The sequence below is a fragment of the Microbispora sp. CL1-1 genome (genome assembly GCF_012034195.1).
In the GTDB taxonomy this organism is placed as follows: Bacteria; Actinomycetota; Actinomycetes; order Streptosporangiales; family Streptosporangiaceae; genus Microbispora.
Map to the genome: position 1 here is coordinate 45,476 of NZ_JAATEK010000027.1, position 13,972 is coordinate 59,447.

Annotated in this window: 12 protein-coding genes; 3 read left to right on the forward strand and 9 right to left on the reverse strand. The window is 70.0% G+C overall.

All coding sequences use genetic code 11. The annotated features are described in order from the left end of the window. Positions 1-4 precede the first annotated feature (4 nt). Positions 5-799, reverse strand: a complete 795-nt coding sequence (locus tag HCK04_RS27115; RefSeq protein WP_142650222.1) for an N-acyl homoserine lactonase family protein — start codon at positions 797-799, stop codon at positions 5-7. Between the two features lie 20 nt (positions 800-819). After that, the gene (locus HCK04_RS27120) at positions 820-3,177 is read right to left on the reverse strand and encodes a xanthine dehydrogenase family protein molybdopterin-binding subunit (RefSeq protein ID WP_142650223.1); all 2,358 of its coding nucleotides are present in this window, start codon (positions 3,175-3,177) and stop codon (positions 820-822) included. Between the two features lie 242 nt (positions 3,178-3,419). Between HCK04_RS27120 and HCK04_RS27125 the strand changes: the two genes are divergently transcribed. After that, positions 3,420-4,100, forward strand: coding sequence for a TetR family transcriptional regulator (locus HCK04_RS27125; protein WP_142650224.1), 681 nt, complete (start codon positions 3,420-3,422; stop codon positions 4,098-4,100). Between the two features lie 63 nt (positions 4,101-4,163). Here HCK04_RS27125 and HCK04_RS27130 read toward each other — a convergent pair whose 3' ends face one another. From HCK04_RS27130 to HCK04_RS27140, 3 genes are read right to left on the reverse strand one after another with little or no spacing between them, the layout of a single operon-like run. Further along, positions 4,164-5,264, reverse strand: coding sequence for an ionic transporter y4hA (locus HCK04_RS27130; protein WP_142650225.1), 1,101 nt, complete (start codon positions 5,262-5,264; stop codon positions 4,164-4,166). Between the two features lie 46 nt (positions 5,265-5,310). Further along, positions 5,311-6,186, reverse strand: coding sequence for an NUDIX hydrolase (locus HCK04_RS27135; RefSeq protein WP_142650226.1), 876 nt, complete (start codon positions 6,184-6,186; stop codon positions 5,311-5,313). A 39-nt stretch (positions 6,187-6,225) separates the two neighbouring features. Then, positions 6,226-6,477: a hypothetical protein gene (locus tag HCK04_RS27140; protein WP_142650227.1), complete on the reverse strand. Its 252-nt coding sequence runs from the start codon at positions 6,475-6,477 to the stop codon at positions 6,226-6,228. A 742-nt stretch (positions 6,478-7,219) separates the two neighbouring features. Here HCK04_RS27140 and HCK04_RS27145 point away from each other — a divergent pair. Together HCK04_RS27145 and HCK04_RS27150 are read left to right on the forward strand one after the other, a co-directional pair. Next, complete coding sequence (locus HCK04_RS27145; RefSeq protein ID WP_142650228.1) at positions 7,220-8,848, forward strand: cellulose-binding domain-containing protein; 1,629 nt, start codon at positions 7,220-7,222, stop codon at positions 8,846-8,848. 674 nt (positions 8,849-9,522) lie between these two features. Then, on the forward strand, positions 9,523-10,422 hold the full coding sequence (locus HCK04_RS27150; protein WP_142650229.1) for a hypothetical protein: 900 nt from the start codon (positions 9,523-9,525) through the stop codon (positions 10,420-10,422). A 222-nt stretch (positions 10,423-10,644) separates the two neighbouring features. Here the strand turns inward: HCK04_RS27150 and HCK04_RS44340 are convergent, their stop codons facing one another. From HCK04_RS44340 to HCK04_RS42770, 4 genes are read right to left on the reverse strand one after another with little or no spacing between them, the layout of a single operon-like run. Next, positions 10,645-11,916, reverse strand: a complete 1,272-nt coding sequence (locus tag HCK04_RS44340) for a site-specific integrase (RefSeq protein ID WP_142650230.1) — start codon at positions 11,914-11,916, stop codon at positions 10,645-10,647. After that, on the reverse strand, positions 11,913-12,113 hold the full coding sequence (locus tag HCK04_RS27160; protein ID WP_142650231.1) for a helix-turn-helix domain-containing protein: 201 nt from the start codon (positions 12,111-12,113) through the stop codon (positions 11,913-11,915). The genes HCK04_RS44340 and HCK04_RS27160 overlap by 4 nt, the downstream gene beginning before the upstream one ends. Beyond that, entirely contained in the window at positions 12,110-13,534 is a 1,425-nt protein-coding gene (locus HCK04_RS27165) for a replication initiator (protein ID WP_312845774.1), read from the reverse strand. Before HCK04_RS27165 ends, HCK04_RS27160 begins: the two co-directional genes overlap by 4 nt. 2 nt (positions 13,535-13,536) lie before the next feature. Further along, entirely contained in the window at positions 13,537-13,935 is a 399-nt protein-coding gene (locus tag HCK04_RS42770) for an HNH endonuclease (RefSeq protein ID WP_142650233.1), read from the reverse strand. Positions 13,936-13,972: the final 37 nt, after the last annotated feature.

Below are 13,972 nucleotides of genomic sequence, written 5' to 3' on the forward strand. Positions count from 1 at the left end.
GGGGTCAGGCTCCGATCGGGGACCCGATGCGGGTGATGTCCCAGGCCTCGGACATGTGCAGCGGCAGCACGTTGTCGCCGCCGATCTCCTTGAGCTTGAGCATCGTCTCGTACGACTCGAACAGGTCGGTGTGGCCGCCCGGCGGGATGACCTTGAAGTGCTCCTGCTGCTCTTCGGTGGGGTAGAAGTTCTCCTTCAGCACGCACATGCCGGCGATGACGAAGGTGCCCTCGCTCGTCTTGACGATCGCGGACTGGCCGCCGAAGGTGTGCCCGGGGGACAGGATGAGCTCGAGCCCTTCGGCGATCTTGTGCGTGCCGTCGAGGAGCTCCAGGTTCCCCTCGGCGATCTTGTCGTAGTGCTCCTTGGGGGCGAACGAGGTGGCGAACATCTCGTGCGACGGGGTGGTCTCCCACTCCCTGCGCTGCACGTAGACGGTGCTCTCCGTGAACGGGTCCATCGTCATGCAGTGGTCCCAGTCCAGATGGGACAGGACGACGAAGTCGATGTCGCGCGGGGCCAGGCCGCGGTCGCGCAGGTGCTCGGTGATCGGCTTGACGTCGACCACGTCGGCGAAGACCTGGCCGACGTGCACGAGCTGGCGGTCCTTGGGCCGGATGTGCTCGGCGTAGTCCCGGGCGCTGCAGCCCACGTCGATCAGCACGTTGAGGTCCTTGCCGCGCACCAGCCAGGACACGTACGGGATGTCGATGGCCACGCCCGCGTTGTGCATGTAGGTGAAGCGGCTCTTCTCCCTGTGCGGTCCGTAGGCGACGACCATGGGCTCGATCGTGAACAACGTTGTCTCCTTGTCGGGGATCAGAAGGGGCGGGGCAGCAGGCCGGACACGTAGGCGGGCGTCAGCGGGGTGCGGTCCACCTCGACGCCGAAGGGGGCGAGCGCGTCGGCGACGGCGCAGGCCACGGCGGCCGGCGTCGCGATCACTCCGGACTCGCCCATTCCCTTGCTGCCGTTGACGGTGAGCGGAGACGGCGAGCAACAGTGCCCGAGCCGTACGAGGGGGATCTCGGCGGCGGTCGGCAGCAGGTAGTCGGTGAACGAGGTGACCAGCGGCACGCCGTCGGCGGTGTAGGGGACGTGCTCGTACAGCGCGCCGCCGACGCCCTGGACGAACGCGCCGAGGACCTGACCCTCGACCATGAGGGGGTTGAGCATCGTGCCGCAGTCCTCCACGGCCGCGGCGTCCACCACCGCCACGTCGCCGGTGAGCGGATCGACCTCGACGACCACGGCCACGCAGCCGTTGGAGTAGGTGGCCGGGGGGTCGTAGAAGCGGTTGGCGACCAGGTCGGGCTCGGGGAGGTGCTCGCGCACGGCGGGATCGAAGTGCGCCCGGCCGGCCAGCTCGGCCAGCGGCACGCTCCGTGCCGGCACGCCGCGGACCCGGACGTGCCCCTGGTCGAACTCCAGGTCGCGGGGGTCGCACTCGAACAGGCCGGCGGCGAGGCGGGCGAGCTTGTCCCGCAGGTCGCGGGCGGCCAGGGTGAGCGCCCCGCCGATGACCGTGGCGGTCCGGCTGGCCCTCGTGCCCGCCGTGCTGATCGGGACGGCGGCGGTGTCGTCGGCCAGCACGGTCACCATCGCCGGGTCGACGCCCAGCACGCCGGCCACCACCTGGGCCAGAACCGTGGCGTGCCCCTGCCCCTGGGACGGCGTGCCGACCGCCACGGTCACCTCGCCGGACGGCTCCATGGTGACCCGCACGTGGTCGTGCGAGGCGAAGGACCACGACGACTGCAGCGCCCCTGCGGTGCCCCAGCCGCTGGGCTCGACGTACGGGCTGACGCCGACGCCCAGGTAGCGGCCGCGCTCGCGGGCGGCCGCGCGGCGCTCCTCCAGGCCGGTGTAGCCGATCAGGCCGGCCGCCTTGTCGAGGGACTCGACGTAGCTCCCGCTGTCGTAGTCCATCCCGGTGGCCGAGGTGTAGGGGAACTCCCGGACGAGGTTCTGCCTGCGCAGGTCGAGCGGGTCGCGGCCGAGCAGCCGGGCGGCCCGGTCGATCAGGACCTCCCGCGCGGAGTGGCTCGCCGTCCAGCCGACCCCCCGATACGGGGAGATCGGGGACTTGTTGGTCAGCACCGCGGTGACTTCCCAGGCCACGTTGCGGATCCGGTACGGCCCGGGCAGCAGCCCGGCCGACAGGTAGCACTCGATGAGCGCGCTCGCGCTGTTGAAGGAGTAGGCCCCGCAGTCGCCGACGATCCGTGCGCGGACCGCCTCGAACGCGCCGTCCGCCGACAGCGCCAGCTCCATGTCGACGATCTGGTCCTTGGCGTGCGGGGCGGCGGTGATGTTCTCCTGCCGGTCCTCCACCCACCGCACCGGAAGGCCGGTGGCCCGCGCGGCCAGCGCGACGGCGATCTCCTCGGGGGCCGCCGGGATCTTCTGGCCGAAGCCGCCGCCGACGTCGGGGACGAGCACCCTGATCCGGCCCTCGCCCATCTCCAGGCAGTGCGCCAGCTTCCGCCGCAGCAGGTGGGGCGACTGGGTGGAGCAGTGCACGGTCAGCCGGTCGCCGGCCGCGTCGTAGTCCGCCAGGCAGCCGCGGGTCTCCATCGGCGCGGCGATGAAGCGGCCGGTGGTGAACCGCCCGGTGACGACGTGTGCGGCGGACGCGAAGGCGTCGTCCACGTTCCCGTACGTCCGGCTGCCCGCGTAGATCACGTTGCCGGGAATGTCCTCGAAGAGCGGCTCGGCCCGGCCGTGCTGTCCGGCGAGCGGGTCGGTGGCGGCCGGCAGCGGCGCGTAGCCGACCCGGATCAGCTCCGCCGCGTCCTCGGCCACCGCCCTGCTGCCGGCGAGCACGATCGCCACCGGCTCTCCCACGTAGCGCACCCGGTCGGAGGCGAGGGCCGGTTGCGGGGTCTTCACCAGCCCGGGTACGGCGACGGAGTCGACCAGCGGCCGGTGCGGAAGCTCGGCCGCGGTGAGCACCGCGTGCACCCCGGGCAGCGACCGGGCCGCGCTGGTGTCGATGGAGACGATCCTCGCGTGCGCGTGGGGCGAGCGGAGGAAGTGCGCGTGCGTCATCCCCGGCACGGTGACGTCGGCGAGGAACCTCCCCGCGCCGGCGAGGAGCCGTGCGTCCTCCAGCCGCGTCAGGCGTGCGCCCAGTGCCCGCTCGCTGGGGCCGGAACCGGTGAGCCGCTCGCTCATGTCCCCTTCCGAGGATCTAACAGTTCGGTCTGATAGTTGTAGTCACGCCTGCCGGCCATGCTCGTGAGGTCGTGATCATCTGGGTTGATCAGTGATTTTGACCGGAGCGAGTCCGGCAGCGGAGTCCGTTCCTGTTTGCTCGAACAGGAACAGCATACATAGCCTACCGGCTGTGTCGGAAATTCTGCACGTTAGGGTGATCGAGGCCGCGCACCCCCGTCCGCTGTGAAAGGAGAGCCCGGGTGACCGTCAAGAATCGCGATGGGTCGGCCGTGGACGGCAAGGTGCGGCGTCGTGATCCCGACCGGTCCCGGCAGGCGATCCTGGACGCGGCCGAGCAGGTCTTCGCCAGGGAGGGCTACGACGGGGCGAGCATGGCCGCGATCGGCAAGGCGGCCGGGGTCTCGGGCACGCTGCCCGGCTACTTCTTCGGCGACAAGGCGACCCTGTACGCGGCGGTCATCGACCGGCTGTTCGAGGAGCGCAACCGCGCGCTGGAGGAGCTGGGCAGGGCGGCGACGGCCGTGCTGAAGGAGGAGGACGGGCTCCGCCGCGGGCTGGAGGTGCTGGTCGGCGGTTATCTGCGGTTCCTGCTCGCGCGCCCCACGTTCGTGCAGCTGATGGCGCGCGACGCCCTCGAGATGACCCGCAGCGGCCGGGCGACCGAGCCGCGCCATTCGGCCGCCTACGAAAGCAGCGTGCGCGGGTTCCTCGCGGCGCTGTCGCCGCCGCCCGGTCCGGGAGTCGAGCCCGACCAGTTGCTGATCAGCATCGTGGCGCTGTGCTTCTTCCCTCTCGAGCACGACGCGACCATGCTCGCCGGCATGGGGTACCGCGCGTGGACCCCCGCCTTCGTGGGCAAACGCACCGAGCACGTGGTGGACATCCTGCTCCGGGTGCTGACCACCACGCCCGTACGGTAGACCTGCTCGATCGGCCTTCGAGGACATGCCCTCCGCTGTTCACGGGCTCACGGGCGTACGGGCTCACGGGCTCGCCGCGAGGAGCAGGAAGGCGGCGCACAGCGTGAGGTGCACGCACGCCTGCAGCAGGTGGGCCCGGCCGGGCATCACGGTCAGCGTCGCCACGACGACGGTGATGCCGAGCAGCACGATGTGCGTCGGGCCGAGCCCGAGCAGCAGCGGGCCCTTCATCCACAACGACGCGACGGCGATCGTCGGAATGGTGAGCCCGATGCTGGCCATGGCCGAGCCGAAGGCGAGGTTCATGCTGACCTGCACCCGGGCCCGCCGGGCCGCGCGCACGGCCGCGAGGGTCTCCGGCAGCAGCACCAGCAGCGCGATCACGACGCCCACGGCCGACTGCGGGAGGCCCGCCGCGCTCACGGCCGTCTCGATCGCGGGAGACTCGACCTTCGCCAGGCCGACCACGGCGACCAGCGCGCTCAGCAGCAGCGCCAGACTGGCCACGGTGGCCCGCGTGCTCGGCGGGCTGGCGTGTTCGGCGGCCTCTCCGCCATCCTCGTCCGTCTCCACGGGCAGGAAGTAGTCGCGGTGCCGCACGGTCTGGGTGAGCACGAACAGGCCGTACAGCGCGATCGAGGCGAGCGCCGCGAACGCGAGCTGGGCCGGGGCGAAGGCGGGGCCGGGGCTGCTCGTGGTGAACGTCGGCAGGACGAGGCTCAACGTGGACAGGGTGGCGACGGTGGCCAGCGCGGCTCCCGTCCCCTCCGCGTTGAACACCGCCACCCGCCGCCGCAGGGCCGCGACCAGCAGCGACAGGCCGACGATCCCGTTACAGGTGAGCATCACGGCGGCGAAGACGGTGTCGCGGGCGAGCGACGACGCGGCCGGGCCCCCGGACGCGGTGAGGCTGATGATCAGGGCCACCTCGATCACGGTGACCGCCACGGCGAGCACGAGCGACCCGAACGGCTCGCCCACCCGATGGGCGATGACCTCGGCGTGGTGCACGGCCGCGAGCACGGAGACCGCGAGGAACAGCGCCGCGATCACCACGACGACGAGAGGAATGGTCCGTCCCCACGCCAGCGCGAGCACTGCCACGGCGAGGATCGGGACGGTCACGGTCCAGGTGGCGGCCAGTCGGCGGAAGAGCAGGATCACATGCTTTATCCTGCCCAAATGGGACGAATGGTATAAAAGTCTCAGCTCAGAGCTGCTTGAGCAGCCAGCGGGGACCGGCGACCACGGCGCCGAGGGCCGTCACCCGCTCGCGCAGCCCGCGGTCGGCGGTGACGACGAGCGTGGTCTCCCAGGGCCGCATGTCGCGCACCGCCTCCACGATCGCGTCGTCCCCACTGCCTCCCGCCGCCACGACCGTCAGGTCCCCGGTCACCGGCCCGGAGTCGGCGGCACCGGTCGCCGCCCCTTCGAGCACCGCGACCATGCGCGGGAACCACCGGGTCAGGGCCGGCACGCCTTCGGGCATCTCGCCGATGCCCTGTTCGCAGAGCGGGACCAGCTCGTTGAGCAGGCGGTTCGCGGCGCCTGCCCGGTCCTTCCACCAGCCGTGCTCGGCCCGCGCGCCGATGATGTTGGCCATGTCGAGCACGACGACCACCGGGCTCAGCGCGGGCCTGATCCTCGGCCACGACTCGGCGAAGCCGGGGTGCAGCTCCCTCGCCGGGACCTCGTCGGCCGCCACCCAGCGCATGTCCGCGCTCTCGCCGTTGGCGGGCGAGGCGTCGAGCAGCCCTTCGGCCTCCGCGATCACCGTCTGGAACGACCAGCCGCCGTGGTCGTCGACGTAGAGCCCGCGCACCCGGACGAGTTCGGAGTCGAGCGCCGCCTCCTCGCGGGCCTCTCGCAGCGCGCCGGCGATGGCGTCCTCGTGGCTGTCACGCGCGCCGCCCGGCAGGCCCCACGTCCCGCCGTGATGGCTCCACCAGGAACGCTTCTGCATCAGCACGTACGGCATGCCGTCGAGCGTGTGGTGCACGGTGAGCAGGCCGGCGGCGCCGTACAGCCCCCAGTGCTGGTGTCCCAGTGAGCACAGGGCCCAGCCGTCGCCGTCCTTCGCCGTCATGCACCCATCTTGCCGCAGCCTGCCGAGGCGCTCTAAGGGTCACCAGTGTTCGAGAGGGACCTCCACCCCTGCGGTCAGATCGAAGAGGGTCACTCCGTCCATGATGCGGACGACCTGGATCTGTGTCGCGAAACGTACTTCCCGTAGGCGCGTGGCGGCCTCGTGGGCGGTCTGCGGGAAGTGATAGCGATCGGCCGCTTCGCCGTCCGGGACGGGCCGGATCGAGCGGACCTCGAACCGGTCCGGCGGCCATACAGGGGGAAGAGGAGCTGAGTGGTGCCAACCGGACATGTCTCTCCCGTCAGGCCGTTTCCAGAGAAGTTGACCCATGGGGCCTTGTTGATCGCCAGTGCGTGACGGGGTCGTAGGCCGATCGTTATTAACCGGTAAGCGATCCTTTCTGGCCTGGAGTCCCTAGCCCGTTAGCGTTTGAGCCCTCACTCGTGATTCCCCCATTGTCCGGAGAATCAGGAGATGTCATATCTGGAGAGGCGCCCGCTTCCTGCGGCCGGAGGAGCGGGCGTTGTCCTCCCACTTTTCTCCTCCGTCTCGCGCCGTCATCGGCGCGGGTGGCGGTGACCGTTGCCCGTCGCCGTCCCCTGCCGGTCCATCGATCCCGGCAGGGGACGGCGCAGGCGTGGCGGCGGCAGCCCGGTGAGCGTGTCGACCTGGGGTCGAGCGCCGAGGTCTCCGTCGGCGCGCAGCCGGTGAAACGCCGTGCCTGCGCTCGGGCCCTTCGAGCCCACCCGCGGCTGCCGCCGCCCTTGCTTTCCTCGTTCTCGCCTGAACGTTTCACCCGCTCCCGGGTTCCGGTGTGCCGTCTCCGGTGGTTTCTGTGCTTGTGGGGGCCGGTGTACGCGGTTGCCGCTATGGGGTGTCGTTGACCGGTGATCGGTGGGGTCGTACGTTGCTGTGCGGTGTTCCTGGGTGTGGACGTCCGGGTGTGGATGTCGTTCGGGTGCACGAAAAGCCTTGTGGGGTCGGGAGTCTTCCCTCGGTCAGGGGCCCTGCGTGACCTGCAAGGAGCTCGGTTGTGACAAGCAGAACCAGAACGGGTGCCGGGGTTATCGGTGCTCTGGCCGGTGTGGTCGCCCTGGCCGGTGTGGCCGTCGCCCCGGCGGCGCAGGCCGCCACCGGGTGTGCCGTGACCTATACGACCAACGACTGGCCGGGTGGGTTCACCGCCGCCATCACGATCCAGAACCTGGGCAGCGCGATCAACGGCTGGAGTCTGGGGTTCGCGTTCCCGGCGAGTGGTCAGAAGGTGGACACCGGGTGGTCGGCCACTTTCAGTCAGAGCGGGCAGAACGTCACGGCCACGAACGTGGACTACAACGCGGCCATCGCCACCGGCGCGTCGGTGTCCATCGGCTTCAACGGCAGCTGGTCGGGGTCCAACCCCAAGCCTGCGTCGTTCACGCTCAACGGCGTCACCTGCACCGGCTCCGTCACCACCTCCTCACCCTCGCCGACCCCCACGCCCTCACCCTCACCCTCGCCCTCCGCCACGCCCTCGCCCTCGCCCTCCGCCACGCCCACGCGCTCGCCTTCACCCACGCCCTCGCCCACGCCGTCGAGCGGTGCGCTGTACGTGTCGCCGAACGGCAGGGACGGCGCGGCGGGGACGCAGTCGGACCCGACGACCCTCACCGCGGCGATCACCCGCGTCGCCCCCGGCGGCACGATCTACCTGCGCGGCGGGCGCTACGACTTCACGCAGACGATCACCATCGCGCCGGGCAACAACGGCACCTCGAACGCCCGCAAGACCCTGTCCGCCTACCCCGGCGAGACTCCGGTGCTGAACTTCTCGGCGCAGAGCGAGTCGTCGTCCAACCGCGGGCTCACGCTGAACGGCTCGTACTGGCACGTGTACGGCATCGTGGTCGAGCGGGCCGGCGACAACGGGATCTACATCGGCGGCAGCAACAACATCGTCGAGCGCACGATCACCCGCTACAACCGCGACACCGGGCTGCAGCTCGGGCGGATCGCCTCCGACACCCCGCGCGACCAGTGGCCGTCGAACAACCTCATCCTCAGCTCGGAGTCGCATGACAACGCCGACTCCGACGGCGAGGACGCCGACGGCTTCGCCGCCAAGCTCACCACCGGCACGGGCAACGTCTTCCGCTACGACGTGTCCCACAACAACATCGACGACGGCTGGGACCTCTACACCAAGACGGACACCGGAGCCATCGGACCGGTCACGATCGAGGACTCCCTGGCCTACAACAACGGCACCCTCAGCAACGGAGGCCAGTCCGGCAACGGCGACCGCAACGGCTACAAGCTCGGCGGCGACAAGATCGCCGTCAACCACGTGGTCCGGCGCAACATCGCCTATCGCAACGGCCACCACGGGTTCACCTACAACAGCAACCCCGGCACGATGACGATCTCGGACAACGCCGGCATCGACAACGCCGAGCGCAACTTCTCCTTCGACACCGGCACCTCGGTCTTCCGCGGCAACACCTCCTGCCGCAGCGGCAGCGGGTCCAACGACAAGACCGTCGGCAACGTGGACAGCTCCAACCAGTTCTGGGCGGGCTCGAACGGATCCCGGTGTTCCTCCTACACCGGCGCTCTCGGCTGGTCCTTCGCCTCGGACGGCCACCTCATCGTGACCTTCGGCGGCAGGCCGGTCACGTCCTGACCCGTCGTCCCCCGAGGGTACGGCCGGGCCGTTGTAGCGGCCCGGCCGTTGGCCGTTGGCCGCTGGCAGATCGGGTCGGCCGACAGCCGTTCGTCGTCGGCGGATCACGTCGGGACCGGTAGCCATTGGAGCAGTCCCGCGTTCGGCTCGGTCGCCGGCGGTGGCATGCGCTCTGCGGCTGGCCACGACCCGGCCCCGCCTGCCGTAACCGGGGTCACCGGCAGGGCGCCCCGCCCACCATCCCGTACGCGGACAGACGGTGGGCGGGGGCTCTACGCATCATGCCGACCCGGAGGTGCCCGGCCGAGCCTCGCTTGATCCGGGGACGCATGCCGACCCCGGCTGACATCGAGCGGATGTGCTCGCGGTGCTCCCGAAAGGGACAGCGGAGCCGTGGCTGAGGCTTCCGCCTGCCGGTTCGGGACGGCAGGCGGAACAGACGGCGACGCGCCGCCCATCTGGGCCGGCCGGGCCGCCATCACGTTGAGGGTGTCGTGCCGGTGCGGTGTCACGCGGGCGGCACCCTCGACTCGTTCTCGACATATCCCCCGTTGCATGCGATCCCGGGCGGTGCTCGATGAGGCTTTGCAACGGTCCAATCTCGGCCGCCAACCCTGCCCGTTGAGAGCACGTCCCCTACCGCACGGAGCAACCCGAGCCTCTGGAGTAACGGCATGCATCAGCAGCCCAGCCCCCCGAACGGTCCGTACGGATCACCCGCCGGCCAGCACCCGTACGGCGGACACCCCCACCAGCCTCCGTTCGGCGGGCCTGCTCAGCGGCCACCCGCCTGGCAGCCCCCGCCCCCGCATCGGAAGAAGGGCAAGGGGCCCGGCTTCTGGCTGCTGGTGATCGGGCTCCCGTTCGTCCTGCTGTTCGGCTGCATGGCCGCCGTCGGGTCTCTCGCCTCCGACAGGTCGAGCACGACGAGCACCGCCGCGAAGACGCACAAGCCGAGCGCGGCGGCCGACTCCGACGCCACGGCGGCCGAGAAGGCCGGCGCGAGCGAGGAACCGTCCTCGCCGCCCAGCTCGCAGCCCAAGCCGCGCACCTACAGCGGGGCCGGGGCGAAGGTCCTCAAGCTGCGCAAGAGCGACTGGACGGCCGTATGGCTGGTCACGCTCACCCATCGCGGAGGCTCGAACTTCATCGTCTCCCCGTTGGACCCGGGCGGCGCCGAGCAGGGCGCGATCGTCAACGAGATCGGCGACTACAAGGGGAGCGTCCTGCTGAACGAGGACGACGGCAAGGAGACGGCCGCGCTGAAGATCCAGGCCGACGGGGCGTGGACGATCGTGCTGAAGCCGTTGTCGATGGCCCGCGTGTGGTCCGGTGGTTCGCTCACAGGTCGTGGTGACGAGGTGGCCATCGTCGCCCCGCCGAGCGTAGGCCTCACGACGGTGAACGCACGGCACTCGGGGAGCGCGAACTTCATCGTCGAGGCCTGGACCGAGACGAGCAGGGAACTGATCGTCAACGAGATCGGCAGTTGGCACGGTGAGGTTCCACTGCCCAGCGGGACGATTCTCGTCACGATCAAGGCTGACGGCGTCTGGTCCTTCAAGAAGAGCTGACGAACGCACGGACGGCTCGCGCCCCGACGGGGGGCGCGAGCCGTCCGTGCCTCTGCGGGCGGTTCAGGGCCACGTTCAGACGCGGGCGCGGTAAGGCGAACGCGGCCCACAGGCGGCTCGGGAGGGGCGGGGCGAGGCGGCTGACTACCGGCCGTTGACGGAGAAGTGCTGGTAGTCCGCAAATACCCAGCACCCGCACCGGCTGACCTGGGACAACGGCCCTCAGTCGTCCGCCGAGGGCACATCCAGGGCACTCGGGGACGCGCCGTGTGCCCCCAGGGCACTGTCGACGGCTTTCCGCGTGCGGTCTTCACTCGATGGCATGAGGTGGGTGTAGGTCCGCAGTGTGAAGCCCGGATCATGGTGACCGAGGTACTCGCTCAGGGCCTTGATGCTCTCGCCGCCATCGAGCAGCACCGAGGCGTAGAAGTGCCGTAGGGCGTGCATCCCGTTCTCCCTGTACGACCGCCGTTGACCATCTTCGTTGGGCGGGACCTCGATGCCGGCCCGCTCAAGAGCCGGTCGCCACTGGCGTTCGTTCAGGTACTCCCGATGTACGGCCCGCCCGTTGGGCGTCGTGAAGACGAGCCTGTGGCTCACCGGCTTGCCCGCCAGCTCAACCCAGGGGAGAGTCACCTCGACGGGCGGGAACGCGGCCAGGTGCACGGAAAGGCGAAGGGCAACCGTGTCCGGCAGCGGCACGTCTCGCGTCTTGCCGCCCTTGGGAGGGGCGAAGAGCTGCTTGTTTCTTGCGATCTTTACTTGGCGACGTACATGCACGACGCGACGGAGGAAGTCGATGTCGTCAACGCTCAGCCCCAAAATCTCGCCTTGCCGAAGACCGAGGCCCGCTCCGACATCCACCATGGCGGAGTAGCGCGGCGCGAGCTCCTTCCGCATGCGCTCGACCCATTCAAGCTTCCAGGGCTTGATCTTCTCCTTCACGAGTGCGGGCGGGCGAACGACAGATGCCTTGCAGGGATTCTTAGCGATCAACCCATCGTCTAGCGCGGCAGCGAAGACAGCCGAGACATGGGCAAGCAGGACCTTGACGTAAGAAGGCGCGAGCTTGCCTTGCAGCCCTCGGAGCCAGGCTTGCACCAGCGAGGGACGGTTAGCCAGGACTCGCACTTCGTGGTGACCGAGCACGGGGTAGATGTGCTTGCGGAGCCGCATGGCCACCTGATCGTGTACGGCTTCATCGAACGGAGCGGACTTCAACCACTCTTCGGCCCGCTCGCGAAAGGTGACCCTGCCCGCGTTGGGGTCCACGTAGGTCCCCAGCGAGAGATCATGCTTGATCTTGGCATCGAAGGCTTCCGCGGCGGCACGCTTGTCAAAGTTCCGCTTTCGCTGTTCTCCGCGATCGTCGCGCCAGCGTACCTGCCAACGCTCGCCCCTCCCGTGATCCGTCGAGGGCACGCGCTTGTGCTCCGAGCACGCTTTCTCGCCCGCCTTCGGTCGAGACTTGTGCCACCGGTCGTAGACCGTCACGGCTGCTCACGCACCCACGACAACACGTCAGCCGGGATGTAGCGCACATGCCGACCGACCTTGTGCCCCTTTGGGCCCACACCCAGATAGCGCCACTGGTAAACCGTGGCCACCGGCACACCGAGGAACCTTGAGACTTCCTCCACGCTCCAGAGACGATCAGCTTCCGCCGTCAGCGTTCCCTCCTTCCGAGTCATGCGGCGGCTCCCTCAGCAGCAACAGGCCAGCGGGAGCGGCGGCGTTCTTCGCGTTCCTCGCGGATGAGCTGGGCGACGTACAGATCTGCCGGATGGGTGTAGCCCTGTCCGGCGTAGCGCCAGGAGCCGACGACGAGCGTGGAGTCATCGGCGGGCGTGCCGGTCAGGGCGTCGTGTCCGTGCTCGCGGGCTTGGCGGGCGCGAAAGGAACGCCTCGCATCGCGCAGCTTGCCGAGGGTGGTGGAGTAGGAGCCGGACTTGGTGGAGAAGTGGCCCCGGAAGCCGAGCATGTGCGCCCAGCCGCGCAGCCGCAGCGGCTTCAACTCCTCCAGGTCGCCCAGGTGCCAGCAGGTTTCGATCAGCCGCCGCTGATGAGCGGTCAGCGTGACCGCGTTCAGCTCCGACAGGTCCTTGATCCGGCGATCGACGGTGCCTTCGGTGGTCGCGCCCTTGGTGGCGTACTTGGCGATGTAGCCCGCGACCTGAGCTTCGGTCAGCGCGTCCTCGGTCAGCTCACCGGCGACGATGGGCTTGATGTCGACCTGGGAGCCGAACACCAGGCGACGCACCCCGCCGACCTGTTCGCAGTGCGGGGAGTCCACGTGGACGCTGGCGGCAGCGGTGCGGGCCGCACGGTCGAGGAGATCCACCGTCGCCCAGTCCGGCGGCGGCAACGGCGTGTTGTCCTCGCTGCGGCCGTCGAGGCGCACCACGGCGTGGAAGTGGACGATGCCGCGCGCCTGGTATTCGGCGACCTTGGCGAACGAGACCCGTACCTGTGCGTTGAAGGCTTTGGCGGTCATGCCCGCCGCGTAGGCCAGTTCGCGGCGCAGGTAGATGGTGAAGCGGCGCCACAGGTCCGGGGCGTGGGCGTTCCACAGCGCGTGGCCGTCGTAGTCGTAACACTCCGCGCACAGCGGTTGCCCGACCAGCACGTCATCCGGCCCGTGCAGCTCTGTGCAGGACAGCGGTTTGCCGTGCGGGCAGGTGCCGGCAGACCGGCGCGGACGGCACGGCAGAACGGTCCCGTCCTCGCGGGTGCGGTGGGCGTGGACCGGCCCGAACGATGGCGCGGTGAGCGTGACCAGGGCGCGGGGATGCTCGCGCACCGTCTCCGGGACGCCTTTGTCTCCGCCGAGCAGACCGGCGCGGATCAGGTGGAAGGTGTCTGCCCGGTAGACCTCCGAACAGGACGGGCAGCGCGAGGCACGCCGGTTGCCGCAGGCGACGAGCATGACGCCGCCGATTTCGCGGCGGGTGCTGTAGATCTTTCGCTGCACGCCGTCGGTATCGACGCGGGACAGCTCACCGCGCACGCGGATGGGCTGGGAGCAGCCGCCGAGGCGGGACAGGTCGCGATAGCGCCGCTTGAGCCCGCCGACGAGGGAGAAGTACCGGGAGATCTCCGGATCAACGGCCATGCTCACGCGCTCACCCCCGCACCGAGCGAGCGACGGCCCCCGGCACGCCGGACGGCCAGCGGCAGACGCATCAAGGCGGCCCGCAGGCGATCGAGCAGGGTCGGGCGGGGGCGCAGGCCCGGGGCGAAGCGGCCGACCGGGCGCAGGAAGCCTTGCGGGAGCATCCCCGCTTTGGCCTGGTTGCACGGGTAGCAGGCGAGCACCAGGTTGGCGAGCTTCCAGCCGGGGATCTGCACCTGCGGGATCAGGTGGTCCAAGGTCGCTTCCGCCAGGTCGGCGAAGGCGGTGCCGCAGTAGAAGCAGCACGCGCCGTCGCGCTTGGCCAGGGACCGGCGGATCTGTCGGCGCCGCTCAGCGGTGGGCCGGTTGTGTCCCCCACCCGCTTGGCCGAGCGGAGGCACCGGGGGCGGGGGCGATGGTCGCGGATGCCGGGGAGGC